This window comes from Pseudomonas sp. WS 5059, assembly GCF_012985525.1.
GTDB lineage: Bacteria > Pseudomonadota > Gammaproteobacteria > Pseudomonadales > Pseudomonadaceae > Aquipseudomonas.
Genome location: NZ_JAAQWO010000004.1, coordinates 389,573 through 413,994 on the forward strand (window position 1 = coordinate 389,573; position 24,422 = coordinate 413,994).

The 24,422-nt window shown below is 62.7% G+C and carries 21 protein-coding genes and 1 riboswitch; of the genes, 14 read left to right on the plus strand and 7 right to left on the minus strand.

Annotated elements, in window-relative coordinates; translation table 11 throughout:
* Nucleotides 1-8 precede the first annotated feature (8 nt).
* From HBO12_RS14105 to HBO12_RS14120, 4 genes are all read right to left on the minus strand, one after another.
* Nucleotides 9-974: a metal ABC transporter ATPase gene (locus tag HBO12_RS14105; RefSeq protein WP_170042433.1), complete on the minus strand. Its 966-nt coding sequence runs from the start codon at nt 972-974 to the stop codon at nt 9-11.
* 41 nt (nt 975-1,015) lie between these two features.
* Nucleotides 1,016-1,828: an aldo/keto reductase gene (locus HBO12_RS14110; protein WP_169952270.1), complete on the minus strand. Its 813-nt coding sequence runs from the start codon at nt 1,826-1,828 to the stop codon at nt 1,016-1,018.
* Nucleotides 1,825-3,000: an NAD(P)/FAD-dependent oxidoreductase gene (locus HBO12_RS14115; protein ID WP_170042435.1), complete on the minus strand. Its 1,176-nt coding sequence runs from the start codon at nt 2,998-3,000 to the stop codon at nt 1,825-1,827. Before HBO12_RS14115 ends, HBO12_RS14110 begins: the two co-directional genes overlap by 4 nt.
* A gap of 85 nt (nt 3,001-3,085) precedes the next feature.
* Nucleotides 3,086-3,421: a DMT family transporter gene (locus tag HBO12_RS14120; RefSeq protein WP_099170110.1), complete on the minus strand. Its 336-nt coding sequence runs from the start codon at nt 3,419-3,421 to the stop codon at nt 3,086-3,088.
* A gap of 105 nt (nt 3,422-3,526) precedes the next feature.
* On the opposite strand from HBO12_RS14120, the gene HBO12_RS14125 reads away from it, so the two are divergent.
* Both HBO12_RS14125 and waaA read left to right on the plus strand, forming a co-directional pair.
* Nucleotides 3,527-4,417, plus strand: coding sequence for a LysR family transcriptional regulator (locus HBO12_RS14125; protein WP_169952266.1), 891 nt, complete (start codon nt 3,527-3,529; stop codon nt 4,415-4,417).
* Nucleotides 4,418-4,440: 23 nt separating this feature from the next.
* Nucleotides 4,441-5,718 (plus strand): lipid IV(A) 3-deoxy-D-manno-octulosonic acid transferase, encoded by a 1,278-nt coding sequence (waaA, locus tag HBO12_RS14130; RefSeq protein WP_170042436.1) that lies wholly within the window; start codon nt 4,441-4,443, stop codon nt 5,716-5,718.
* Nucleotides 5,719-5,856: 138 nt separating this feature from the next.
* Here the strand turns inward: waaA and HBO12_RS14135 are convergent, their stop codons facing one another.
* Nucleotides 5,857-7,296: a TolC family outer membrane protein gene (locus tag HBO12_RS14135; RefSeq protein WP_169952262.1), complete on the minus strand. Its 1,440-nt coding sequence runs from the start codon at nt 7,294-7,296 to the stop codon at nt 5,857-5,859.
* A gap of 196 nt (nt 7,297-7,492) precedes the next feature.
* Nucleotides 7,493-7,598: riboswitch (TPP riboswitch) on the plus strand.
* 150 nt (nt 7,599-7,748) lie between these two features.
* Between HBO12_RS14135 and thiC the strand changes: the two genes are divergently transcribed.
* Nucleotides 7,749-9,638, plus strand: a complete 1,890-nt coding sequence (gene thiC, locus HBO12_RS14140; protein WP_169952260.1) for a phosphomethylpyrimidine synthase ThiC — start codon at nt 7,749-7,751, stop codon at nt 9,636-9,638.
* A 130-nt stretch (nt 9,639-9,768) separates the two neighbouring features.
* A complete protein-coding gene (cytX, locus tag HBO12_RS14145) occupies nt 9,769-11,058 on the plus strand; it encodes a putative hydroxymethylpyrimidine transporter CytX (protein ID WP_170042438.1) in 1,290 nt (429 codons plus the stop codon).
* Here cytX and HBO12_RS14150 read toward each other — a convergent pair.
* Entirely contained in the window at nt 11,027-11,773 is a 747-nt protein-coding gene (locus HBO12_RS14150; protein ID WP_169952256.1) for an RsiV family protein, read from the minus strand. The genes cytX and HBO12_RS14150 overlap by 32 nt on opposite strands.
* A 202-nt stretch (nt 11,774-11,975) precedes the next feature.
* Between HBO12_RS14150 and HBO12_RS14155 the strand changes: the two genes are divergently transcribed.
* The 9 genes from HBO12_RS14155 to HBO12_RS14195 all read left to right on the plus strand — a co-directional run bounded on the left by HBO12_RS14155 (nt 11,976) and on the right by HBO12_RS14195 (nt 21,381).
* On the plus strand, nt 11,976-12,593 hold the full coding sequence (locus tag HBO12_RS14155; RefSeq protein WP_169952254.1) for an NUDIX domain-containing protein: 618 nt from the start codon (nt 11,976-11,978) through the stop codon (nt 12,591-12,593).
* Complete coding sequence (locus HBO12_RS14160; protein ID WP_169952252.1) at nt 12,584-13,033, plus strand: DUF1249 domain-containing protein; 450 nt, start codon at nt 12,584-12,586, stop codon at nt 13,031-13,033. The genes HBO12_RS14155 and HBO12_RS14160 overlap by 10 nt, the downstream gene beginning before the upstream one ends.
* A 97-nt stretch (nt 13,034-13,130) precedes the next feature.
* Nucleotides 13,131-13,946 carry a 3',5'-cyclic-AMP phosphodiesterase gene (gene cpdA / locus HBO12_RS14165; protein ID WP_170042440.1) on the plus strand — a complete coding sequence of 272 codons (816 nt, stop codon included), beginning with the start codon at nt 13,131-13,133 and terminating at the stop codon, nt 13,944-13,946.
* Between the two features lie 205 nt (nt 13,947-14,151).
* Nucleotides 14,152-14,760, plus strand: a complete 609-nt coding sequence (locus tag HBO12_RS14170; RefSeq protein WP_169952248.1) for a YqiA/YcfP family alpha/beta fold hydrolase — start codon at nt 14,152-14,154, stop codon at nt 14,758-14,760.
* 44 nt (nt 14,761-14,804) lie between these two features.
* Nucleotides 14,805-16,709: a DNA topoisomerase IV subunit B gene (parE, locus tag HBO12_RS14175; protein ID WP_170042441.1), complete on the plus strand. Its 1,905-nt coding sequence runs from the start codon at nt 14,805-14,807 to the stop codon at nt 16,707-16,709.
* On the plus strand, nt 16,709-17,704 hold the full coding sequence (locus HBO12_RS14180; RefSeq protein ID WP_169952244.1) for an esterase-like activity of phytase family protein: 996 nt from the start codon (nt 16,709-16,711) through the stop codon (nt 17,702-17,704). Before parE ends, HBO12_RS14180 begins: the two co-directional genes overlap by 1 nt.
* On the plus strand, nt 17,701-18,222 hold the full coding sequence (locus HBO12_RS14185; RefSeq protein WP_169952241.1) for a TIGR02281 family clan AA aspartic protease: 522 nt from the start codon (nt 17,701-17,703) through the stop codon (nt 18,220-18,222). The genes HBO12_RS14180 and HBO12_RS14185 overlap by 4 nt, the downstream gene beginning before the upstream one ends.
* Before the next feature lie 10 nt (nt 18,223-18,232).
* Nucleotides 18,233-20,497, plus strand: coding sequence for a DNA topoisomerase IV subunit A (gene parC, locus HBO12_RS14190; RefSeq protein WP_170042443.1), 2,265 nt, complete (start codon nt 18,233-18,235; stop codon nt 20,495-20,497).
* 176 nt (nt 20,498-20,673) lie between these two features.
* Nucleotides 20,674-21,381: a PqiC family protein gene (locus HBO12_RS14195; RefSeq protein WP_170042445.1), complete on the plus strand. Its 708-nt coding sequence runs from the start codon at nt 20,674-20,676 to the stop codon at nt 21,379-21,381.
* A 90-nt stretch (nt 21,382-21,471) separates the two neighbouring features.
* On the opposite strand, the gene HBO12_RS14200 is transcribed toward HBO12_RS14195, so the two are convergent.
* Nucleotides 21,472-23,001 carry an AhpA/YtjB family protein gene (locus tag HBO12_RS14200; RefSeq protein ID WP_169952237.1) on the minus strand — a complete coding sequence of 510 codons (1,530 nt, stop codon included), beginning with the start codon at nt 22,999-23,001 and terminating at the stop codon, nt 21,472-21,474.
* A gap of 133 nt (nt 23,002-23,134) precedes the next feature.
* Here HBO12_RS14200 and serB point away from each other — a divergent pair, with 133 nt between their 5' ends.
* The gene (serB, locus tag HBO12_RS14205) at nt 23,135-24,349 is read left to right on the plus strand and encodes a phosphoserine phosphatase SerB (RefSeq protein WP_169952235.1); all 1,215 of its coding nucleotides are present in this window, start codon (nt 23,135-23,137) and stop codon (nt 24,347-24,349) included.
* Nucleotides 24,350-24,422: the final 73 nt, after the last annotated feature.

Sequence of the window (24,422 nt, forward strand, 5' to 3'; positions counted from 1 at the left end):
GGGCTGCTTCAGCGACCCGCCTTCTTCGGCACCATCTTGCGCAAGATCTGCCTGGCCCGCCCGGTCAACTGGCTCAACTTCGATTCCTTCTCTGGCGCGCTCAGGCCCTGTTGCCTGAGCCAGTCCTTCCAGCGGATCCGCTCATCGCGCACCAGCCAGCCTTCCTGCTGGGCAAAACTCTCGGCCAGGTACAAGCCGCGTGTGCTCGCCGGGATCAGTTGATCCTTCTTCAGGGTATACAGCTCGGCGCACGGCTGGCCGTCCTTCAGGGGCATCAGGTACAGGTCCGGGCGCTGGCGGTCCAGGCGCGCCACCAGTTGATCGCCCTCCAGACGTTCGTCCACATGGAACAGGCTCAAGGACTTGGCTTCCTTGGGCACTTCCAGGCGCAGGTCATAGATCAATTGCAGGGAGGCCGTGGGCAGGTGCACATAGGCCCGGGGGCGTTCGATCAGTTGCATGCTGGCGCAGCGCACCGGGCGGGCGGCGCCGGACAGCGGTGACAGGCGAAACGGCAAGGCCTCACGGTAATGCAGCGCGCTGGAGTAGGGCGCCGGCAGCCAGGTGTCGTTGAAACGCCCGCCGAGCCAGCCTTCCGGGGTTTCCAGCAGGCATTCCTCGGCGATTTCCTGGATGGCCGTGTGCAACGGCAGGTTCAGTTCAGGGGCCGGTACGTAGCCGGAAATCAGCTTGAGCACCACATCGCCACGGTCCTGCCGGCGCTGGCGCACCAACACCCAGTAATCGCGGTTTTGCCAGTGCAGTGTCAGGCGCACCGATACGCCGAGGTTGGCCAGTTCCAGGGCGAAGCGTTCGGCATCCGCCACCTCCACCGGCTTGCGCCGCTGCAGAGTCTGGGCAAAGTTGAGCGGCATGCCCACGCTCTGGTAGCTCAGGCCTTCGGGGGTGGCTTCGACGTACAGCGGCAGTGTTTTAAAGTTACTGGGGTTTTTTCTTATGAGCGTTCGCGGCATGTCGGCTCCTTCTTGCGTCGGGGTCGGCCGCGTCGGCGGCATCAGGATTGGCGAATGATCTTGGCAGCGGTTGCCACGTTATGGGCAAGGTGCAGCGGGTTGATGGTCCCGACAATAGCACTGGCCACGCCCGTTTGCGCAAACAACAAGACGAAACTGGCATGAATTGGATCCACTCCAGGCTCAAGGCATGCATGGCCGCTGGCCAGGGCCTTTTTCACCAGGATGCCTTTGCCATGGGCGGCGGCGTAATCGATCACGGCTTTTTCGTTTTGCTCGTTCAGATTGTAGGTGACCATGGCGCAATCACCTTGTTCCAGAGCCTTCACGCCGCCTTCGACGGTTTTGCCGGAGAAGCCGAAGCCGCGAATTTTGCCCTCGGCCTTGAGCTGCGCCAGGGTCTGGTAGACCTCGCAGTCATTAAGGATATGCAAGTCATTGCCGTCGGAATGCACCAGCACCAGGTCGATGAAATCCGTTTCCAGGCGTTTCAGGCTGCGCTCCACGGACAACCGGGTATGGGCCGCGCTGAAGTCATGGTGGGACACGCCGTCGGCAAACTCTTCGCCGACCTTGCTGACAATCACCCAGTCCTGGCGCTGGCCGCGCAACAGCGGCCCCAGGCGCTCTTCGCTATGGCCGTAGGCCGGTGCGGTGTCGATCAGGTTGATCCCCAGCTCGCGCGCCTGGCGCAGCAACATCCGCGCTTCTTCATCATTGGGGATCTGAAAACCATTGGGGTACTTCACCCCCTGGTCGCGGCCCAGCTTCACGGTGCCCAGGCCCAGCGGCGATACCAGCAGGCCGGTGCTGCCCAGGGGGCGATGAAGGTCATGCAGGGTCGGCAGGCTCATGGCAACAATTGCTCCCAGGCGGGTTGGGCGATGGCTGGGCGTGGCAGTTCAGGCAGCGGCGTGCTTGGGGTTGGCTGGATGCCGTCACGTTCCAGGGCGCTGAGCACGCGGTCGGCGAAGTCCGGCGCCAGGGCCAGCTTGGTTGGCCAGCCCACCAACAGGCGGCCCTGTTCGGCGAGGAACGCGTTGTCTGGCCGGGTCAGGCCCGTTTGCAGGGGCTCGGCGCGATCCACCCGCAGGGTTGCCCACTGGGTCTGGCTCATGTCGATCCACGGCAGCAGGTGCGCCAGCTCCTTTTGCGCGGTGGCGATTTGCTCGGCGGGCGTGCGGTGCACGCCTTCGGTCTCGGCAATATCACCGCCCATGTACCACACCCAATGGCCATCGGCGGCCGGGTGCGTGGTGATGGTGATCCGTGGCTTGGTGCCGCCGCCCAGGCAGTGCGCGTACAGGGGTTTGAGGCCGGGGCCCTTGGCGATGATCATATGCAGCGGGCGCTTTTGCATGGCCGGCTGGCTCAGGCCCAGGGCCGTCAGCAGCTCGGCGGTGCCGCCGCCGGCACTCAGCACGATGCGCTGGGCGCGGATCGCCCGGCCATCGACTTTCAGGCCGACCAGGATGCCGCCTTCCAGCAGCGGCTCGATCTGTTGCCCGGCGAGCAGGCCATCGCCGGCCAGTTGCGCCAGGCGGTCGATCAGGCTCGGCACGTCCACCACCAGTTCGGCCAGGCGATAGACCTTGCCCTTGAAGCGGCGGTCTTGCAGGGCCGGCGGCAAATCGTCGCCCTTGACCTGGTCGACGCGGCCACGCACCGCCTTGCTGGCGAAGAAACTGGTGAGGTTGCCGGCCAGGGTGCCGGGCGACCACAGGTAATGGGCCTGGGACAGCAGGCGCACGCCCGTCAGGTCCAGCTCGCCGGTGCCCGCCAGCGCTTCACGCCAGCGTCGCGGCATGTCGGCAATGGCTTCGGAAGCGCCGGTCAGGGCACCGTGCAAGGCGTATTTCGCACCACCGTGAATGATCCCCTGGGACTTCACGCTCTGCCCGCCACCCAGGGTCGCGTTTTCCACCACAATCGTGGAAAACCCCTGGCTGCGCAGGCGCGCGTTGAGCCAGAGGCCGGCAACCCCGGCGCCGACAATCAGGACGTCGGTGGAAATAACGGATGGCATGGGGCGACCTCAGTGTTCAGAACAAGAGGCCAAGTATACAGACTCGACAGCGGGATCTTTGCCCAGGATCAACAACTGTAGAAGGTCAGTGGCCGGCTGTTTTCGAAAACAACTGAATCACCACCACGCCCAGCACGATCAAGCCCATCCCCAGCATCGCCGGCAGATCGAGCTTCTGCCCATAGATAAACAGCGCTGCGATGCTGACCATGACGATCCCCAGCCCCGCCCACACCGCGTAGGCCACGCCCACCGGTACGGTGCGCACCACCAGCGTGAGCATCCAGAACGCCACGCCGTAGCCGACGATAACCAGCAGCAGCGGGATTGGCGTGCTCCAGCCCTTGATCGCTTTCATGGAAACGGTGGCGATCACTTCCGAGCAAATGGCAATGGCCAGGTAGTAGTAGGCGGCGTTCATGGGGGTGTTCCTCGGAAATAGGGGCGCATAACAAGGCCGGCATTCTAGAGAATCCGTAGATGGGGTAAAGTCATTACCTATCCGAATTTAAGATGGGTTTAGCCAATGAGCGTGCAATGGAACCTGGAGCAGATGCGCCTGTTTGTCAGCGTCGCCGAGCAGCGCTCGTTTTCGGCGGTGGCACGGCACCAGCGCAAGGCGCAGTCGGCGGTGAGCAACGGCATTGCCTTGCTGGAGGCCGACCTGGGCGTGAGCCTGTTTGAGCGTAGTAGCGGTCGCCAGCCACGCCTGACCGAGGCCGGCACTGTGCTGCTGGAGGAGGCCCGGGAAGTGCTGCGCCAGTGTGAGCGCCTCAATGGCCGCGCCCTGTCGTTGATGCGCGGCGAAGAAGCACGGCTGCGCCTGGCCCAGGACGAAGCCATGCTCTATCAGCCGGTACTCGACAGCCTAGAGGCGCTGGCGGGGAAATTTCCCAGCCTGGAGGTGCAGTTGTCCAGCACGGCCCAGGGCGATGTCGCGCGCAAGCTGGTGGAGCGCAAGGCTGACCTGGGGTTGCTGTTTTACCACGACCAGATCCCCGAAGCCCTTGAGCGGCGGGTGGTTGGCAGTGTGGAGATGGTCACGGTGTGTGGCGTCGGGCATCCGCTGGCCAGGGAAGGTTTTGTCGATTGCCAGCGCCTGGCGCAGTTTCGCCAATTGCTGATGTCGACCCAGACCAGCGTCTACCCCGGCAGCGAGGCGGCCAGCCCGCAGGTGTGGCGCGCCGACAGCTTCTATGTGCTGGCCGAATGGCTGGCCCGTGGCCTGGGCTGGGCCTGGTTGCCCCGGCATGTGGTGCAATACCCGACCTATCACGGGCAGATGGTCGAGCTGGACAGCGAATGGACGCCGCCGGCCTTGGTGGTGGAACTGGTGTGGCGGCGCGATGAGCCCCTGGGTCCGGCCGCGCGCTTTCTGGCCGAACGTTTTACCGCGTGTTTGCAGGCGATCGGCTGAAAAAGCCGATAAACTCCGCCGCCATGAATAGAACTCTCTACAGCTGTCTGTTTTACCTGGCGCTGCCGTTGGTGGCCTTACGACTATGGCTACGTGCCCGCAAGGCGCCGGCCTACGCCAAGCGCGTCAGCGAGCGCTTTTCCTACGGTTTGCCGGTACTCAAACCCGGCGGGATCTGGGTGCACGCGGTGTCGGTGGGCGAGAGCATCGCCGCCGCACCGATGATCCGCGGCTTGCTGGAGCGTCATCCACAGCTGCCGATCACCGTCACCTGCATGACGCCCACCGGTTCCGAGCGGATCCAGGCACTGTTTGCCAACGAACCGCGCATCCAGCATTGCTACCTGCCCTACGATTTGCCGTGTGCCGCCAAGCGTTTCCTGGACCGGGTCCAGCCCAGGCTTGCGGTCATCATGGAAACCGAGCTGTGGCCCAACCATATTCACCAATGCGCCAAGCGCGGGATACCCGTAGCCCTGGCCAATGCGCGGCTGTCGGCACGTTCGGCCAAGGGTTACGGGCGTTTCGCCAAGCTGACCGCGCCGATGCTGGCAGACATGAGCCTGTTCGCGGTGCAGACCGCCACCGAGGCCGAGCGCTTTCGCAGCCTGGGCGCGCGCCCGGAAACGGTCGAAGTCACCGGCTCGATCAAGTTCGACCTGACCATCGACCCAGCGCTTTTGGCACGCGCCGCCGCGTTGCGTGAGCAGTGGCAGGCCAGCGAGCGCCCGGTATGGATCGCCGCCAGTACCCACGAGGGCGAAGATGAAGTGGTGCTGGCAGCCCACCGGCAGTTGCTCGCCAGCTACCCCAACGCGCTGTTGATCCTGGTGCCCCGTCATCCGGAGCGGTTCAACACGGTGCTGGAGCTGTGCCAACAGCAGGGTTTTGCCACGGTGCAGCGCTCCAGTGGGGCGCCGGTCGATGCCGACACCTCGGTATTGCTTGGCGACACCATGGGCGAGCTGCTGTTTCTCTACGCCTTGGCCGACAGCGCCTTTGTCGGCGGCAGCCTGGTGCCCAACGGCGGGCACAACCTGCTGGAGCCTGCGGCGCTGGCCAAGCCGGTGATCAGCGGCCCGCACCTGTTCAACTTCCTCGAAATCGCCGCAATGATGCGCGACGCCGGGGCGTTGCAGGAAGTGGATGATGCCGAAGGGTTGGCCGAGGTAGTGCGGCAACTGTTCGAACTGCCACAGGATGCGCACAAGCGGGCGCTGGCGGGGCTCAAAGTGATGCAGGCCAATCAGGGCGCGTTGAAGCGTTTGCTCGATGGCTTGGACAGACTGCTCAAACCCTGAACCAGCTCGGTCAAAAATGTAGGAGCTGGCTTGTCGGGTCGCCGCATCGCTGCGATAGCGGTAGGCCAGTCAGCACATCCTTACATGACCCACCGCCATCGCGGGCAAGCCCGCTCCCACAGTTGTCATGTGGTGGGTTTAGTTGCTGGGGCGGGCCTTCAGTTGTTCGGCCGCGGCCTTGGCCAGGTCCGGCGGCAGGAAATCCTTGTCCGGGTTGTAGTCAGCTTTCAGGTAGCGCGCCAGGTCCTGCAGATCCCCCGGGTTCAACGTTCCCGCCGCCTGTTTCAAGCGCAGGTTGTCGAGGATGTAGTCATAACGGCTGTTGTTGTAGTTGCGCACCGAGGTGTACAGCTGGCGCTGGGCGTCGAGCACGTCGACGATATTGCGCGTGCCCACCTGGTAACCGATTTCCGTGGCTTCCACTGCGCTCTGGTTGGAGATGATCGACTGGCGGCGTGCCTGCACCTGTTCTACATCGGTATTCACCGCGCGGTGCAGGTTACGGGTGTTTTCCACCACCTGGCGGCGCAGGCCTTCGCGTTGCTGTTCGGTCTGGCCCAGGCGCGAATAGGATTCGCGTACCTGGGAGCTGGTGAGGCCGCCGCTGTACAGCGGGATATTCAGGCGCAGGCCGATGGTGCGTTGCTCGACGTCGCCACGATAGGGCTGGCCGAAGGCGTTGGGGTTGCTGAAACCGAGGGCGTCGTTGTCACCTTTTTCGTATTGCGCCACCGCGTCCAGGGTCGGCGCGTGGCCGGCCTTGCGTTGCTTGAGGGTTTCTTCGGCGGCGGTGACCGCATAGTTGCTGGCCAGCAGGTTCAGGTTCTGGCGCCCGGCGGTGTCGACCCAGGCCTTGGCGTCGTTGGGTGCTGGCGGCAAAACGGGCAGGGTATGGACAATGCCCTGGATCGCGTTGTACTGGCGGTTGGTCAGGGTGATCAGCGCTTCAAACGCGTCATCCACCTGGCGCTGGGCGAGGATCCGGTTGGCCCGCGCCGTGTCGTAGCTGGCCTGGGATTGCAGCACGTCGGTCTTGTCCGACAGGCCCACGTCAAAACGCTCGTTGGACTGGTCCAGTTGGCGCTTGAAGGCGGCCTCTTCGGCCTTGGTGGAGGCCAGGTTGTCCTGGGCGCGTAGCACGGCGAAGTAGTTTTCCGCGCTTTGCAGGATCAGTTCCTGCTCGGTGGCCGACAGCTGCAGGGCAGCTTGTTCATTGACGGCTTCGGCAGCTTGCAACTGGAACCAGCGGTCGGCGCGGAACAGCGGCTGGCTCAGGGTTGCGCGCCAGGTATGGGCGTCGCGATTGGCGGTGGCCGACGGTGTGTCGATCTGGGTGCGCACGTTGTTCACGTCGGCACCGGCCGAGAGGTTGGGCAGCAGGCCGGCGCGGGCCTGGGGCACCACTTCTTTCTGCGCGCCGTACTGGGCGCGGGCGGCGGCCAGGTCGGCGTTGTTGTCCACCGCTTCCTGGTAGACGCTGACCAAGTCGGTTTTGGTCGACAAGGGCGCTTCTGCTGCCCAGACCATTCCATTGGTCGCACAAGACACGGCAAGAGCCAGTGAAAGTTTGCGCAGCATGAGGCGATCCCTAGATAAATATTACGGCGATAATTTAGCGCCCAAGGCTACGACGAGCAATCCATAGCGTCAAGGCGTTGAGACAGTAGGCGAGTGTAGTGGCCACACCCCCGCACAACAATCCTGTAATTGCGCCATTCATCACGCTGAATGCACCGCTATTGGCAATTTGCCTGCTCCATGGTCTAGACTGGCCGCGTTCTTGTCGGGGTGCCTTGCTATGAGGCTGAGATCGGTAAATACCGGATCCCGTTGAACCTGATCAGGTTAGCGCCTGCGTAGGGAACAAGATTTCTCGTCACCCGGCGAGTCCTCTTGTGCTTCGTCCGGGATGTTGTTCGACAATCGAACAGCCCTCGTGCGCCAAGCACAGCACTGCTTCCAGTGCGTCCGTCCGTCACAGGTTCGCTCCGACAAAAATCCACTGCCTGGATGTGTCTGGAGAGCCCGTGATGAGTACAAAACTAAAAAACACCGTGCATTTGAGTGAGTCGGCCAAGGTTGACTCGGGATCCGTGCAGCCGTTTACCCGCTCGCAAAAAGTCTATGTGCAGGGCACTCGCCCGGATATCCGCGTGCCGATGCGCGAAATCAGCCTGGACGTGACCCCCACCGATTTCGGCGGCGAGATCAATGCGCCCGTGGTGGTCTACGACACTTCCGGCCCGTACACCGACCCCAACGTGATCATTGACGTGCGCAAAGGCCTGGGCGATGTGCGCTCGCCGTGGATTGAATCCCGTGGCGACACCGAGCGCCTGCCGGGCCTGAGTTCGCACTTCGGCCAACAGCGCCTGAGCGACGCCGAGCTGACCGCCCTGCGTTTTGCCCATGTGAAAAACCCGCGCCGCGCCAAGGCCGGGGCCAACGTCACGCAGATGCACTACGCACGCCAGGGCATCATTACCGCCGAGATGGAATACGTCGCCATCCGCGAAAACATGAAGCTTGAAGAAGCCCGTGCCAGTGGCCTGCTCGACCAGCAACACGCCGGGCACAGCTTCGGGGCCAGCGTGCCGAAAATCATCACCCCGGAATTTGTACGCGAAGAAATCGCCCGCGGCCGCGCCATCATCCCGGCCAACATCAACCACACCGAACTGGAGCCGATGATCATCGGCCGTAACTTCCTGGTGAAGATCAACGGCAACATCGGCAACAGCGCCCTGGGTTCGTCCATCGAAGAAGAAGTGGCGAAACTGACCTGGGGCATTCGCTGGGGCTCGGACACGGTGATGGACCTGTCCACCGGCAAGCACATCCACGAAACCCGCGAGTGGATCATCCGCAACTCGCCGGTGCCGATCGGCACCGTGCCGATCTACCAGGCCCTGGAAAAAGTCGGCGGTGCCGCCGAAGACCTGACCTGGGAACTGTTCCGCGACACCTTGATCGAGCAGGCCGAGCAGGGCGTCGATTACTTCACCATCCACGCCGGTGTGTTGCTGCGCTATGTACCGCTGACCGCCAAGCGCGTCACCGGCATCGTGTCCCGTGGCGGCTCAATCATGGCCAAGTGGTGCCTGGCGCACCACAAAGAGAACTTTACCTACACGCATTTCGACGAAATCTGCGAAATCATGAAGGCCTATGACGTCAGCTTCTCCCTCGGCGATGGCCTGCGCCCGGGCTCGATTGCCGACGCCAACGATGCGGCGCAGTTCGGTGAGTTGGAAACCCTCGGCGAGCTGACCAAGATCGCCTGGAAGCACGACGTGCAAACCATGATCGAAGGCCCCGGCCACGTGCCGATGCAGTTGATCAAGGAGAACATGGACAAGCAGCTGGAGTGCTGCGACGAAGCGCCGTTCTACACCCTGGGCCCGCTGACCACCGATATCGCGCCCGGCTACGACCACATCACCTCGGGCATCGGCGCGGCGATGATCGGCTGGTTCGGTTGCGCCATGCTTTGCTACGTCACGCCCAAGGAGCACCTGGGCTTGCCGAACAAGGATGACGTGAAGACCGGGATCATTACCTACAAGATTGCGGCCCACGCGGCGGATTTGGCCAAGGGCCATCCCGGTGCGCAGATCCGCGACAACGCGTTGAGCAAGGCACGGTTCGAGTTCCGCTGGGAAGACCAGTTCAACCTCGGCCTGGACCCGGACACCGCGCGCTCCTATCACGACGAAACCCTGCCCAAGGATTCGGCCAAGGTCGCGCACTTTTGCTCGATGTGCGGGCCGAAATTCTGCTCGATGAAAATCACCCAGGAAGTGCGCGAATACGCGGCCAACCAGCGCATCGAGGCGGTGGACGTGGATGTGGCCAAGGGCCTGGCCGAGCAGGCGCAGCGGTTCAAGCAGGAAGGCAGTCAGCTCTACAAAAAGGTCTGACTTGGGATTGGAGGTGCTTCTACTGGCCTCATCGCGGGCAAGCTCGTTCCCACATTTTTGAATGTGTGGGAGCGGGCTTGCCCGCGATAGCAATCTCTCCAATAACAAATGTCCCTCTGAGATGACCCCCTTGAGCATTCAACCGAGTACCTACTCTCCCGACATTGCAGTCCCAATAGACAAACGTGTCTTCGGCGCCCGCGATCTGTTTTCCCTGTGGTTCTCCCTCGGCATCGGCCTGATGGTCCTGCAAACCGGTGCACTGTTGGCGCCGGGGCTTGGCCTGTCGGGGGCGTTGCTGGCCATCTTCCTCGGGACCCTGGTGGGCGTGCTGTTACTGGCCGCCGTCGGGGTGATCGGCAGTGACACCGGCCTGTCGTCCATGGCCGCCCTCAAGCTCAGCCTGGGTGCCAAAGGCGCCAGCCTGCCGGCGCTGTTGAACTTGTTGCAACTGATCGGTTGGGGCTCGTTCGAGATCATCGTCATGCGCGATGCCGCCAGCCTGCTGGGCACCCGCGCCTTCAGTGCAGGCAGCCTGTTGGCCAGCCCGTTGCTCTGGACCGTGTTCTTCGGCGGCCTCGCCACTTTGCTCGCAATCAGCGGCCCGTTGACCTTTGTGCGAAAGATCCTGCGCAAATGGGGAATCTGGCTGCTGCTGGCAGCGTGCCTGTGGCTGACCTGGAACCTGTTCGCCAAGGCTGACCTGGCCGCGCTGTGGGCCCAGGCTGGCGACGGTTCGCTGCCGTTTGCCGTCGGGTTTGATATCGCCATTGCCATGCCGTTGTCCTGGCTGCCGCTGATTGCCGATTACTCACGTTTCGGCCAGCGCGCCACCCGTGTGTTCGGCGGCACGGCCCTGGGCTTTTTTATCGGCAATTTCTGGCTGATGAGCCTGGGCGTGGCCTACACCCTGGCGTTCGCGCCCAGTGGTGAAGTCAATGCGCTGTTGTTGGCGTTGGCCGGGGCAGGCCTGGGGATTCCGCTGCTGCTGATTGTGTTGGATGAGTCAGAAAACGCCTTCGCCGACATCCACTCGGCGGCGGTGTCCAGCGGCATGCTGTTGCGCCTGAAAGTCGAGCACCTGGCGCTGGCGATTGGGCTGGTGTGCACGCTGATCGCCTGCTTTGCGCCCTTGGCCCAGTATCAGAACTTCCTGCTGTTGATCGGCTCGGTATTCGCGCCGCTGTTTGGTGTGGTGCTGGTAGACCACTTCATCCTGCGCCGGCGTGGCCAGGCGCTGGTTGCAAGCCTGCGTTGGCCGGCGCTGCTGGCTTGGTTGGGGGGCATCAGTACCTATCACCTGCTGGCCAATCTGTACCCGGATGTTGGCGCGACCCTGCCGGCACTGGTGCTGGCAGGGCTGCTGCAATTTATCCTCGGGCGCGCCTTCAGCGGCGCACGGGCACCAGCTCAGGCTTGATGATGCCGTCGAGGCGAGCGTAAGGAATCTGCAACTCGACGTGGCCCATGGCGTAGGGCGCGATGGTGGCGGTAGGGTACTTGAGTACTACCGCGCCGTAGGTCAGCGCCACGTTCGGGGTTTTCTGGAAGGGCCAGCTTTTCACGTAGTCCGGCTCCAGGCTCAGGCGGGTGCTGATCAGCCAGCTGTTGTGGGCCACCTGGGCGGCTTTCCAGAACGCGTCTTCCTTGCCGGGGCGCAGCATGTCCGCCAGGGTCAGGTTTTTTTGCTGCTGGCGCGAGTAGTTGATGAAGCCGCGGCCAGGTTCGCCATGGGCGCCGCCGGTGTCCAGGTAGCTGGACAGTTCGATGATCACCAAGCCGTCATGCTGCTCCCGTACCTTGGCCTGCAAGTACATGCTGTTGCGCGGGCCGGACTCGCGCAGGAATTTTTCCCGATAGGCGTTCAGTGTCGCTGGCAATGGGGCGCCGGGCGTGGTGCGGGTCATTTCCAGCAGGCGTTGCTCGATCAGCGCATCGAGCTTGGGCTCGTTGGCGAAATGCACGGTATCGATGTTCACCAGTGGGCAGTCGGCGGTGGTGCAGCCGGGTTGCACCACCTCGGAGGCATCGCGGGTGGCTTCCAGCGGTGCACGGTAGCTGGATTGGAACAGGCTCTGGCAAGCGCCGAGGGTCAAGGCAATACAGGCCACGGAGGCGACTTTTAACAGCGACATGGGCGTCCTTCATAAAGCGGAGAAGAGCGAAAGAGATGGGGCTTGGACTATCGGCATCCCAGTCAGTTCGCCACTAAGCTGATTACAGTGAGTTTGACCGCCGCCGCCCGTCCCGGCAACTGCAAAGGGGCTGCACCGAGGCACGCGGGCGCTGTAGGATGGCGCGATGCTCAGACACACACCGTATTAAACGAGGGTTGATATGACCGACAGTGCGAAATCGACGCCGAACAAAATTGAAATCGTTCAGCGCGACAATGCCTACCAGGGCTTCTACAAGCTCGATCGTGTACAGCTGCGCCACGAGCTGTTCGATGGTGGCATGAGCCCGGTGATCAATCGTGAAGTCTTTGTGCGCCACGATGCCGTGTGTGTACTGCCCTACGACCCGCAGCGCGATGAAGTGGTGTTGATCGAACAGTTTCGCGTGGGCGCCATGGGGCGCACCGACAACCCCTGGCTGGTGGAGATGGTTGCCGGCCTGATCGACAAGGACGAGCAACCGGAGGAGGTTGCGCACCGCGAAGCCGAGGAGGAAGCTGGGCTGACCTTCTCGGCGCTGTGGCCGATTACCAAATATTTCCCCTCGCCGGGTGGCAGCACCGAATTCGTCCACCTGTTCCTGGGGCGTTGCGACAGTACCGGTGCCGGCGGTATCCACGGCCTGGCCGAAGAAGCAGAAGATATCCGCGTCACCACCTGGGCATTTGAAGATGCCCTGCAAGCGGTGCGCGACGGTAAGATTTCCAACGCAGCCAGCATTATCGCCCTGCAATGGCTTGCGCTTAATCGCGCGGAAGTGAGGGGGCTATGGCAGTAAAGACACGGGAACGCTACCGGGTCGACCTGATCGGCTTGCAAGCCGCTTGCGAGGCTAACTATGCGCGGCTGATGCGCCTGCTGCCAGACATGCGCCGCACGCCGCAAGCGCGGCGCATTGCCGTGACCCACGGCGACCAGATGCTCGGCGTGCTGAACCTGGAAGTCATCCTCACCTGCCCGTACACCAGCACCCTGCGCGTGCGCCAGGAGCACAGCCTGCCATGGCTGCCGGTGCCGCAGCTGGAAGTGCAGGTGTATCACGATGCGCGGATGGCCGAAGTGGTCAGCGCCGAACATGCGCGGCGCTTTCGCAGCATCTATCCTTACCCCAATGTGTTCATGCACCAGCCCGATGAGAAAGCACAGCTCAATGTGTTCCTCGGTGAATGGTTGAGTCATTGCCTGGCCTTGGGCCATGAGTTTGAAGTCGTGCGCTAGAGGTGAACTGCGTACGCTTCACGGGTTTCCTCTTTGTGTCCTGCCCCAGCATAATTGCGCCCATTGTCCATTTTTGTGATCGCCCTGGGAGAACGCCTTGCCGAGCGTATCCACCGTGAACCCTGATGCGCCGGCGTTGCTGGTGCAACTGTCCGACAGCCACCTGTTTGCCGAGGCCGACGGCACGCTGCTGGGCATGAACACCCGCGACAGCCTGCAACGGGTGATCGAGCTGGTTCGGGCCCAGCAACCGCAGATTGATTTGCTGTTGGCCACCGGTGACTTGTCCCAGGACGGTACGCTTGCGTCGTACCAGCAGTTTCGCGACCTGAGCCAGCAGCTTGGCGTCCCGGCGCGCTGGATTCCGGGCAACCACGATGAGCCGCAGGTCATGGCCCAGGCGACCATGGGCAGCGCACTGCTGGAACCGGTGGTGGATGTGGGCAACTGGCGGGTGATTTTGCTGGACTCCGCCGTGCCGGGCTCGGTGCCGGGTTATCTGGCCGAGCCGCAACTGCAATTGCTGGCGCAAGCCTTGAGTGAAGCACCGGGCCGCCATCACCTAGTGTGCTTCCATCATCACCCCGTGCCTATCGGTTGTGCCTGGATGGAGCCGATTGGCCTGCGCAACCCCGAGGCGCTGTTCGCCGTGCTCGATCGCTTCCCCCAGGTGCGGGCGGTGCTGTGGGGGCATGTGCACCAGGAAATCGACCGGGAACGCCATGGCGTGCGCTTGCTGGCGTCGCCGTCGACCTGCATCCAGTTCGCCCCCGGCAGTGAGGATTTCAAGGTCAGTGAAGAGGCGCCAGGCTATCGTTGGCTGCGTCTGCATCCGGATGGACGGCTGGACACTGGGGTAGAGCGGGTCAAAGACTTCACCTTTACCGTGGATTACGGCAGTAACGGCTACTAAACCTGCAAACACACATCAAAATGTAGGAGCGGGCTTGCCCGCGATTGCGGTGGGTCAGCCAACAAATCTATCACTGATATAGCGCCATCGCGGGCAAGCCCGCTCCCACACCCCTGGCAGACCGCGTTCGGCAGTAACCCTGCTCACACTGCGTCATTCCCTGTAAACTGCGCCCCTTTGGCCGATAACGCACGGAGAGCCCGGCATGTCCGCTTCGATCTTGTATATCCACGGTTTCAACAGCGCGCCAGCCTCGACCAAGGCCAGCTTGCTGATGGGCGTGATGGACAGTCTCGGTCTGGCCGACCAACTGCGGGTGCCGGCCTTGCATCACCACCCGCGCCAGGCGATTGCCCAGCTGGAGCAGGCGATCGGCGAGCTGGGGCGGCCGCTGCTGGTCGGCAGCTCACTCGGCGGCTACTATGCAACCCATCTTGCCGAACGCCATGGCCTCAAGGCGCTGCTGGTCAACCCGGCGGTCAGCCCCCATCGCATGTTCGACGGTTACCTGGGCACCCAGAAGAACCTCTATACCGATGAAACCTGGGAACTGACCCACGATCACGTCGCGGCCCTGGCTGAGCTTGAGGTTGCAGCGCCCCAGGATGCCCAGCGCTATCAGGTGTGGTTGCAGACCGGGGACGAAACACTGGATTATCGCCTCGCCGAGCAGTATTACCGGGCCTGTGCCTTGCGTATCCAGGCTGGCGGCGACCACGGTTACCAGGGTTTTGGCCGACAGTTGCCGGCGTTGTTGAGTTTTGCCGGCATTGGCGCAGATCAGTACCAATCCTTCGATTTCACCGCATTGTGAAACCGCAGGTTACTTTTTAATCGAACGACTCACGACGAGACCCCATGGCCACTCCCAGCGCTAGCTCTTATAACGCCGACGCCATCGAAGTCCTCTCGGGCCTCGACCCGGTGCGCAAACGCCCCGGCATGTACACCGACACCAGTCGGCCGAACCACCTTGCCCAGGAAGTCATCGACAACAGCGTCGACGAAGCCTTGGCCGGGCACGCCAAGTCGGTCCAGGTCATTTTGCACGCCGACCACTCCCTGGAAGTGTCCGACGACGGGCGCGGTATGCCGGTGGACATTCACCCCGAGGAAGGGGTTTCGGGTGTCGAGCTGATCCTCACCAAGCTCCATGCCGGCGGCAAGTTCTCCAACAAGAACTACCAGTTCTCCGGTGGCTTGCACGGTGTTGGTATTTCCGTGGTCAACGCCTTGTCCACGCAGGTGCGGGTCAAGGTCAAGCGCGACGGCAACGAATACCAGATGACCTTCGCCGATGGCTACAAGGCCACCGAGCTGGAAGTGGTCGGCACCGTCGGCAAGCGCAACACCGGGACCAGCGTGTACTTTGCGCCGGATCCGAAATACTTCGATTCCCCGAAATTTTCCATCAGCCGCCTCAAGCACGTACTCAAGGCCAAGGCCGTGTTGTGCCCGGGCTTGCTGGTCAGTTTTGAAGACAAAGGCACCGGCGAAAAGGTCGAGTGGCACTACGAAGACGGCCTGCGCTCCTACCTCGAAGACTCGGTCAGCGACTTCGAACGCCTGCCCAACGAGCCGTTCTGCGGCAGCCTGGCCGGTAACAAGGAGGCGGTGGACTGGGCCTTGCTGTGGTTGCCCGAGGGTGGCGACAGCGTTCAGGAAAGCTACGTCAACCTGATCCCCACCGCCCAGGGCGGTACCCACGTCAACGGTCTGCGCCAGGGCCTGCTGGATGCGATGCGTGAATTCTGCGAATACCGCAGCCTGCTGCCGCGCGGCGTGAAGCTGGCGCCGGAAGACGTCTGGGAGCGCATCGCCTTTGTGCTGTCGATGAAGATGCAGGAGCCGCAATTCTCCGGCCAGACCAAGGAACGCCTGTCGTCCCGCGAGGCCGCGGCGTTTGTCTCGGGTGTGGTCAAGGACGCGTTCAGCCTGTGGCTCAACGAACATCCGGAGCTGGGCCTGGCCCTGGCGGAACTGGCGATCAACAACGCCGGCCGTCGCCTCAAGGCCAGCAAAAAGGTCGAGCGCAAGCGCATCACCCAGGGCCCGGCATTGCCCGGCAAGCTGGCGGACTGCGCCGGCCAGGACCCGATGCGCTCCGAACTGTTCCTGGTGGAGGGTGATTCCGCCGGCGGTTCGGCCAAGCAGGCACGGGACAAGGAGTTCCAGGCGATCCTGCCGCTGCGCGGCAAGATCCTCAATACCTGGGAAGTCGATGGCAGCGAAGTGCTGGCCAGCCAGGAAGTGCACAACATCGCCGTGGCCATTGGCGTCGATCCAGGCGCCGAGGACATGAGCCAGCTGCGCTACGGCAAAATCTGCATCCTCGCCGACGCCGACTCCGACGGCTTGCACATCGCAACCTTGCTCTGTGCCTTGTTCGTCCAGCATTTCCGCCCGCTGGTGGATGCCGGTCACGTCTACGTGGCGATGCCGCCGCTGTACCGCATCGACCTGGGCAAAGAGATTTTCTACGCCCTGGACGAAGCCGAGCGCGACGGCATCCTCGACCGCCTGGTAGCCGAGAAGAAGCGCGGCAAACCGCAGGTCACCCGATTCAAGGGCCTGGGTGAAATGAACCCGCCGCAACTGCGCGAAACCACCATGGACCCGAATACTCGGCGCCTGGTGCAGTTGACCCTGGACGACTACGCCGCCACCTCGGAAATGATGGACATGTTGCTGGCCAAGAAACGCGCCGGCGACCGCAAGGCCTGGCTGGAGTCCAAAGGCAACCTGGCCGAGGTATTGGGCTGATGCGCAGCGGTTTCGCCCTGGCGATACTGTTGTTGAGCGGGTTGGCAGCTACCCAGGCAGTTGCCCAGCCTGCGGTCGAGCTCAAGTTGCTGTCCGAACACCCGGTAGACGGCATGCGCGGCGGCAACCTGTCGGGCCTGGCGTTGTGTGGCAAGGAGTTGTGGACGGTCTCTGACCGCGACGACGACCAGATCTACCGCCTCGACACCCGCGCCGACACCTGGCAGGCCGAGACGGTAAAGCTCGACGTGCCACCAGTGCCCGAGTCGGGCCTGCCGTGGGGCTTGCGCGCGCGCACCACGGCAGCGTCGGTGATACGCGGCGGCGACCTGGATTTTGAAGGCATCAGCTGTGACGCCGCAGGTAATCGCTACATCGTCAGCGAAGCCCATGCGGCAGTGCTGCAGGTGCCGGCAAGCGGTGATCCAGAGTGGCTGAAAATTGCCCCTGGCATGGTTCGCGAAGCGCGGGCCAGTGGCTTGCTGCTGCACTTCAATGCGTTGTTTGAAGGCCTGGCGATCAACCCCGAGGGCAATCAGATCTGGCTGGCGGCCGAGCGCGAGCGGCGTGGGCTGATCTCGATCAAGCGCGGGCAAAGCGTTTGGGATTGTGATGGCCCATGCGTACTGTTGAGCGAAGCCGGCCAGGAAATGCAGCCGGCGCAGTTTCCGGGGGCCAGGGCGGTGTCCAAGGATTTTGCCGACCTGGCGCTGTTCAACGGCAAGCTGTTTACCCTGGAGCGCAACGCGTTCCAGATCTGCCGGCGCGACAGCGTGACGGCCAAGGTCGAGTTGTGCTGGTCGTACGCCGATGAGGCCCTGCTGCCAAATCGGCGCTACCCCCAGAGTTACGGGCTGGCGGAAGCGCTGCTGATTGACGCTGACGGTGCCTGGGTTGGCATCGACAATAATTTCGGCGCCCGGGCCGATGGTGAAAAACGCCCGATGGTCTATCGTTTTGCCGCCCCGGCCGGTGGCTGGAGCGCCCAGCCGTGAGCACGCAACCGCCCGGCAAGCGCGCTGGACGCCTATTGATGTTCGTGGCCTGGGGCGCGGGGCTGTTTTTGGCAACACGGTTTTTTGGGCAATGGGAGGCGCGGCAGGAAAACCCCAACGCCGTGGTCACCTCGCAGCAACACGCGGGTTATATAGAAGTGAAACTGGTCGGCAACGGCCAGGGGCATTTTGTCGCCACTGGCCAGATCAACGGCCAGCCGGTGGATTTCATGCTCGACACCGGTGCCACCGATGTGGCGGTGCCGGCCGAGTTGGCCGAGCGCCTGGGGCTCAAGCGCGGTTTGCCGGTGACCTTGAGCACCGCCAACGGCCGTAGCCAGGGCTATCGCACCCACCTCGACCGCCTGCAGTTGGGCGATATCGTCCTGCAGGACGTACGCGCCCTGGTGGCGCCGGGCCTGGGTGGCGAGCAAGTGCTGTTGGGCATGAGCGCATTGAAACAACTTGAATTTACCCAGCGTGGCGGCACCTTGCTGCTGCGCCAGACCAGACAATGATGAGGCCCGCATGAGTGACATCCTTGCAGACAGCTTAGACGGCGTAGAACGCCGGTCGCTGGCTGACTTCACCGAAAATGCCTACCTCAACTACTCCATGTACGTGATCATGGACCGTGCCTTGCCGCATATCGGCGACGGCCTGAAACCGGTACAGCGGCGCATTATCTACGCCATGAGTGAGTTGGGCCTGGACGCGGACTCCAAGCACAAGAAGTCGGCGCGTACCGTCGGTGACGTGCTCGGCAAGTTCCACCCCCACGGCGACTCGGCGTGCTATGAAGCCATGGTGCTGATGGCCCAGCCGTTCAGCTACCGCTACACCCTGGTCGATGGCCAGGGCAACTGGGGTGCGCCGGATGATCCCAAGTCGTTCGCCGCCATGCGTTACACCGAGGCGCGGCTGTCGCGTTACTCCGAAGTGCTGCTCAGCGAGCTGGGCCAGGGCACGGCAGACTGGGGCCCGAACTTCGACGGCACCCTCGACGAGCCTCTGGTCTTGCCGGCGCGCCTGCCCAATATCCTGCTTAACGGCACCACCGGCATCGCCGTGGGCATGGCCACCGACGTTCCGCCGCACAACCTGCGTGAAGTCGCCAGCGCCTGCGTGCGCCTGCTCGATGAGCCCAAGGCCACGGTCGAGCAGCTGTGCGAGCATATCCAGGGTCCGGACTACCCGACCGAAGCGGAAATCATCACGCCGCGTGCCGACCTGCTGAAAATGTACGAGACCGGCAAGGGCTCGGTGCGCATGCGCGCGGTGTACCACGTCGAAGATGGCGACATCATCGTCACCGCCTTGCCGCACCAGGTCTCCGGCGCCAAGGTGCTGGAACAGATTGCCGCGCTGATGCAGGCCAAGCCGTCGAAGCTGCCGCAAGTCGCGGACTTGCGTGACGAGTCCGACCACGAGAACCCTTGCCGCATCGTGATCATCCCGACCAATAGCCGGGTCGATCACGAAGTGCTGATGCAGCATCTGTTTGCCAGCACCGAACTGGAGTCCAGCTACCGGGTCAACGTCAACATCATCGGCCTGGACGGCAAGCCGCAGCTGAAAAACCTGCGCAACCTGCTGGTGGAGTGGCTGGAGTTCCGGGTCAATACCGTGCGCCGCCGCCTGCAGTTCCGCCTGGACAAGGTCGAGCGCCGCCTGCATCTGTTGGACGGCTTGCTGATTGCCTACCTCAACCTGGATGAAGTGATCCACATCATCCGCACCGCCGAGCACCCGAAGGCCGAGTTGATCGCGCGTTTCGAACTGAGCGAGATCCAGGCCGACTACATCCTCGATACCCGTCTGCGTCAGTTGGCGCGCCTGGAAGAGATGAAGCTGCGCGACGAGCAGGACGCGTTGCTCAAGGAACAAGCCAAGCTGCAAGCGCTGCTGGGTAGCGAAGCCAAGCTCAAGAAGCTGGTGCGCAGCGAACTGATCAAAGATGCCGAAACCTATGGCGACGACCGCCGCTCGCCGATTGTCGAGCGCGCCGAAGCCAAGGCCCTGACTGAAACCGAGCTGTTGCCCAACGAGAAAATTACCGTCGTTCTGTCGGAAAAGGGTTGGGTTCGTTCTGCCAAGGGGCATGATATTGATGCCACTGGCTTGTCGTACAAGGCGGGCGATGGGTTCAAGACCGCCGCAGCCGGGCGTTCCAACCAGTTTGCCGTGTTTATCGACTCCACCGGGCGCAGTTATTCGGTACCGGCCCATACTTTGCCGTCTGCACGGGGCCAGGGCGAACCGCTGACCGGCCGCCTGACGCCGCCGCCAGGGGCAAGTTTTGAATGTGTATTGCTGCCCGATGATGACTCGCTGTACGTGATCGCCTCCGACGCCGGCTACGGTTTTGTGGTCAAGGGTGAGGACTTGCAGGCCAAGAACAAGGCGGGCAAGGCCCTGCTGAGCCTGCCGAACAACGCCAAGGTGATCCTGCCGCGCCCGGTCGAGGACCGCGAGGGCAATTGGCTGGCATCGGTGACCACCGAAGGGCGCTTGCTGGTGTTCAAGATCAGCGACCTGCCGCAACTGGGCAAGGGCAAGGGCAACAAGATCATTGGTATCCCAGGGGAGCGGGTGGCCAGTCGCGAAGAGTACGTGACCGACATCGCGGTGATCCCGGAAGGCTCGACCCTGGTGCTGCAGGCCGGTAAACGCACGTTGTCCCTGCGTCCTGACGACCTTGAGCACTACAAGGGCGAACGTGGACGCCGCGGGAACAAATTGCCCCGTGGCTTCCAGCGGGTAGATGCATTGCTGGTAGAAACACCCGCTTAAAGCGATATAGAGCGCCCGATCTACGATTTAACGCGTAGATCGGCGCTTTCGCGCTGGAGTCATGGCGCATATTCACGGATGATATGGCCTTTCCAGCGCCGGCGTGGCTGAGCGCGTATAGGTTATTTTTAGTATTACATTGTGGTTTGCCTTGTGGCAGCCACCTGGATGGGATGATGACTGCTCCACGCCTTCCTTTATTTTTGATGCTCGCCGGCCTTTTGGGGTTGGCGGGTTGCACTACGCACCAACCGGTGTCGCTGTACCAGCTGGATAGCGGAAATCCGGCGCAGCCAGCGCAAAGTGCTGGCATGGCGGTCTTGCTCGGGCCGGTAGTGGTTGCCGATTACCTGCAACGTGAAACCCTGCTGCAACGCCAGGACGATGGCAGCCTGCAAGGCTCCGTCGACGGCCGTTGGGCCGGTAGCCTGTCGTCGGATATCAACCAGTTGATGTTGCGCCAGGTGGCTGGCCACTTGGACAGCCAGCGTGTGGTGCTGTCGCCGGCGCCTACAAGCTTCTCCCCCGATGTGCAGGTATTGCTGACCATCACGCGCCTGGACTCCGGGGCTTCCCAGCCGGCGATCCTTGACGCGCAATGGCGCCTGATCGACCGCCGCGGCCAGGTGCGGGACAACCGCATCGTGCATCTGCAGGAGCAACATGCCGGCAGCACCGCTTCACAGGTCCAGGCCCAGGGTGTGTTGTTGCAGCGTTTGGCTGAGCAGTTGTCGGTAGCCCTCAAGCCGCTGGCCAACCAGCCACCGATTGCCGAAGCCCCACGCAAACAGGCCCCGGCCCCGGCCAAGCCGGCAGCTCCGGAAAAGCCAAAGATCCCGATGGCTTCGCCGATTCGTACGGATATGGAAGTGTTCAGGTTCTGACCTGGATCGCAGCCAAATAAAAGGCCCGCTGAGTAAGCGGGCCTTTTTGTTTGGTGCAGATCAAATGTGGGAGCGGGCCCGCAGTGTTGTTTAGGGCTTGTTCCGAGTCTCATGCATCCGCGCCAGCTGGCGCTCCAGCATCGACGGGTAAGGCTCCATCAAACGCTCTACACAGCACGCGCCTTCAGGGCTGGCAATCGGGCGGATACGCGCGCGTTGGCGGATCAAGGCGTCGTCGCTGATCTTGCGCTCCACCAGCAGCAGGTTGCGGCTGTGTTGCGACAAGGCCAGGGCATCCTGGGCGTTTTCGGTCAGCAACAGGTCGATCTGGCTCATGCCATATAGATCGTCGCCCAAGGTCAGGCCCAGTTGCAGTTGCAGGGTGATGCCGCTGTCAGCGACTTCGATCTGCAAGGCATGGCCCAGGGCGCGCAGCAGCTCACCGCAGCAGATGGCGTTGGTCAAATAATCTTCGCCGCTGTCTTCGCTGTGGAACAGCATCAGCGTGCTGCCATCGTTGAGGGTGTGCAGCTCGCTCTGGTACAGCGACGCCGCCTGGTCAAGGCAGTCGCGGTAGCGTTCCAGCAACTCGGTCAGGCGTGCCCGTGGCAGGCGGCGCAATTGTTCCTGGGCGCCCAGTTGCACGGCCAATACCGCGCTGTGCTGGGGCTGGCTGTTCGCAGGTTTGGGCGCGACCACCGGGCTTGGTGCCGACTCGTCACGCAGGTCGGCAAACGGGTCGTCTTCGTCCAGGCTGTCTTCGTCGGCCTTGATGAGGGTGCGCGGTAGCGGCTTGAGGCCTGCCACCGGCGCCGATTCGTCGAAGCTCGGGTCGCGCAGGTTGCGCACTTCGAACTCGGGCTCGTCGTCATAGTCGGTGTCGTCGAACTCTGGCTCAGACTCCGGCTTGGCTTCGGGTACGACCGGCTCCGGGGCAAAGCTGGTGTGCAACTGGCGGGCAAGGTCGCCGATCTCATCCTGGCGGTCGGTGGCCGGAGTGTGTTCGTCGATGTCGCGCAACCAGATGCGCAGTTGCATCAGGGGCGTGGAGATATGCCGGCCCAGACGCAGGCTCAAGGCCAGGGCCAGGGCCAGCAGGATCGCGCTGAGGATGCCCATGCTTTGCAGGCTGATGGTCATCGGCTGCTGGAACTGTTGCATGTCCAGGCTGATGCGCAATTGGCCGGCTTTCACATCCTGAAACGTGATATTGCTCTGGTACAAGCCTTCGGCTTCACCCAACAGGCCGTTTTTCGGGCGTTGCCCGGCTTCGGCCATGATCCGGTTGTCCACGCTGTAGATGGCGGCGTGGGCCACCAGCGGGTTCTTGGTCAGGTTGTTGAGCAGCACGTTGAGGCTGAGGATGTCATTGGACACCAACAGCTCGGTCGCCGAGGTGGCGGTCTGGGTCGTCAAGCTCTCGCCCAGGGCGTCGGCTTGCTCGTGCATGGCCTGTTTGAACTGCAAACCCATCACGCACGCGTAGATCACCAGGGCCAGGGCGACCAGGATCACGTTATGGCTGGCAATGCGTAATGCGATCGGTACACGGCGGTGGCGCAGTGCCCGGAAGATCAGCAGGAAGAAGTTATCGGTTTTTACTGGCGTGGGCCGGTTCACTTGCGCTCGGCTCTTGGTCCGTGAAGTTGACGCGCAGTATAGCGACAGGCCCAAGACCGGCAAAGCGCTGGCTGTGCCCGATGGTCACTGAAAGTGGGTAGAATGCGGTTTTTTTCCAGCTCGGGGGTGCGCTTTGCGCGAAATTGTCCTGATTAACATCACAGGTGAGGACCGTCCGGGTCTTACCGCAGCCATCACCGGTGTCCTGGCCCAGGGTGGCGTGACCATTCTGGACATCGGCCAGGCCGTGATCCACGACACCCTGTCGTTCGGCATTCTGGTGGAGATTCCAGATACCGAGCAGGCCTCGTCCGTGCTCAAGGACATCCTGTTTACGGCCTATAAGCTGGATCAGCAGGTGCGGTTCACTCCGGTATCCGAAGAGGATTACCAGCACTGGGTGGCCGGCCAAGGCAAGAAACGCCACATCGTCACGCTGCTGACGCGCAAGGTCACCGCCGAACAGTTGCAGCGGGTCAGCTCGATCACCGCGCAATACGGCTTGAACATCGACCATATCGACCGTCTGTCGGGTCGTATGCCGCTGGACATGCCGGCGGACCAGGGCAAGGGTTGTATCGAGTTCTCTGTGCGCGGTGAGCCGGCCGATCCACAGGCCTTGCGCGCCGAGTTCCTTAGCGTCGCCCAGGAACTGAACGTGGATATCGCCTTCCAGGAAGACTCGCTGTTCCGTCGCAATCGCCGCCTGGCGGTGTTCGACATGGACTCGACCCTGATTGAAGCCGAAGTCATCGACGAGTTGGCCAAGGCTGCGGGCGTTGGCGAGCAAGTTTCCCAGATCACTGAACGCGCGATGGCGGGTGAGCTGGACTTTCGCGCCAGCTTCAAGGAGCGCCTGGCGCTGCTCAAGGGCCTGGACGTCAGCGTCCTCGACTCTATCGGCGCCTCCCTGCGCTTGACCGAAGGTGCCGAAACCCTGTTCGCCGAACTCAAGCGCCTGGGCTACAAGACAGCGATCCTTTCGGGCGGCTTTACCTACTTCGCCAAGCAATTGCAGGCCAAGCTGGGCATCGACTATGTGTTCGCCAACGAGCTGGAAGTGGTGGATGGCAAGGTGACGGGCGTGGCGGTCGAGCCGATTGTCGACGCGCAGCGCAAAGCTGATCTGCTACGGGAGCTGGCACACAAGGAAGGTTTACGTCTGGAGCAGACCATTGCGGTCGGCGACGGCGCCAATGACCTGCCGATGCTGGCTATCGCCGGGTTGGGCGTAGCGTTCCGTGCCAAGCCGCTGGTCAAGCAGTCGGCCAAGCAGGCGATTTCGACGTTGGGGTTGGACGGTGTGCTGTATCTGTTGGGCCTGCGCGACCGCGACGGGCAGCTGTAAGCCGAGATCAAAATGTAGGAGCTGGCTTGCCAGCGATAGCGGTGTTGGATTCACCACCGTCATCGCCGGCAAG

Coding starts and splice junctions, on each gene's coding strand:
- HBO12_RS14105 (WP_170042433.1), bottom strand. CDS start 974: ATGCCGCGAACGCTCATAAGAAAAAACCCCAGTAACTTTAAAACACTG.
- HBO12_RS14110 (WP_169952270.1), bottom strand. CDS start 1,828: ATGAGCCTGCCGACCCTGCATGACCTTCATCGCCCCCTGGGCAGCACC.
- HBO12_RS14115 (WP_170042435.1), bottom strand. CDS start 3,000: ATGCCATCCGTTATTTCCACCGACGTCCTGATTGTCGGCGCCGGGGTT.
- HBO12_RS14120 (WP_099170110.1), bottom strand. CDS start 3,421: ATGAACGCCGCCTACTACTACCTGGCCATTGCCATTTGCTCGGAAGTG.
- HBO12_RS14125 (WP_169952266.1), top strand. CDS start 3,527: ATGAGCGTGCAATGGAACCTGGAGCAGATGCGCCTGTTTGTCAGCGTC.
- waaA (WP_170042436.1), top strand. CDS start 4,441: ATGAATAGAACTCTCTACAGCTGTCTGTTTTACCTGGCGCTGCCGTTG.
- HBO12_RS14135 (WP_169952262.1), bottom strand. CDS start 7,296: ATGCTGCGCAAACTTTCACTGGCTCTTGCCGTGTCTTGTGCGACCAAT.
- thiC (WP_169952260.1), top strand. CDS start 7,749: ATGAGTACAAAACTAAAAAACACCGTGCATTTGAGTGAGTCGGCCAAG.
- HBO12_RS14150 (WP_169952256.1), bottom strand. CDS start 11,773: ATGTCGCTGTTAAAAGTCGCCTCCGTGGCCTGTATTGCCTTGACCCTC.
- HBO12_RS14155 (WP_169952254.1), top strand. CDS start 11,976: ATGACCGACAGTGCGAAATCGACGCCGAACAAAATTGAAATCGTTCAG.
- HBO12_RS14160 (WP_169952252.1), top strand. CDS start 12,584: ATGGCAGTAAAGACACGGGAACGCTACCGGGTCGACCTGATCGGCTTG.
- HBO12_RS14170 (WP_169952248.1), top strand. CDS start 14,152: ATGTCCGCTTCGATCTTGTATATCCACGGTTTCAACAGCGCGCCAGCC.
- parE (WP_170042441.1), top strand. CDS start 14,805: ATGGCCACTCCCAGCGCTAGCTCTTATAACGCCGACGCCATCGAAGTC.
- HBO12_RS14180 (WP_169952244.1), top strand. CDS start 16,709: ATGCGCAGCGGTTTCGCCCTGGCGATACTGTTGTTGAGCGGGTTGGCA.
- parC (WP_170042443.1), top strand. CDS start 18,233: ATGAGTGACATCCTTGCAGACAGCTTAGACGGCGTAGAACGCCGGTCG.
- HBO12_RS14195 (WP_170042445.1), top strand. CDS start 20,674: ATGACTGCTCCACGCCTTCCTTTATTTTTGATGCTCGCCGGCCTTTTG.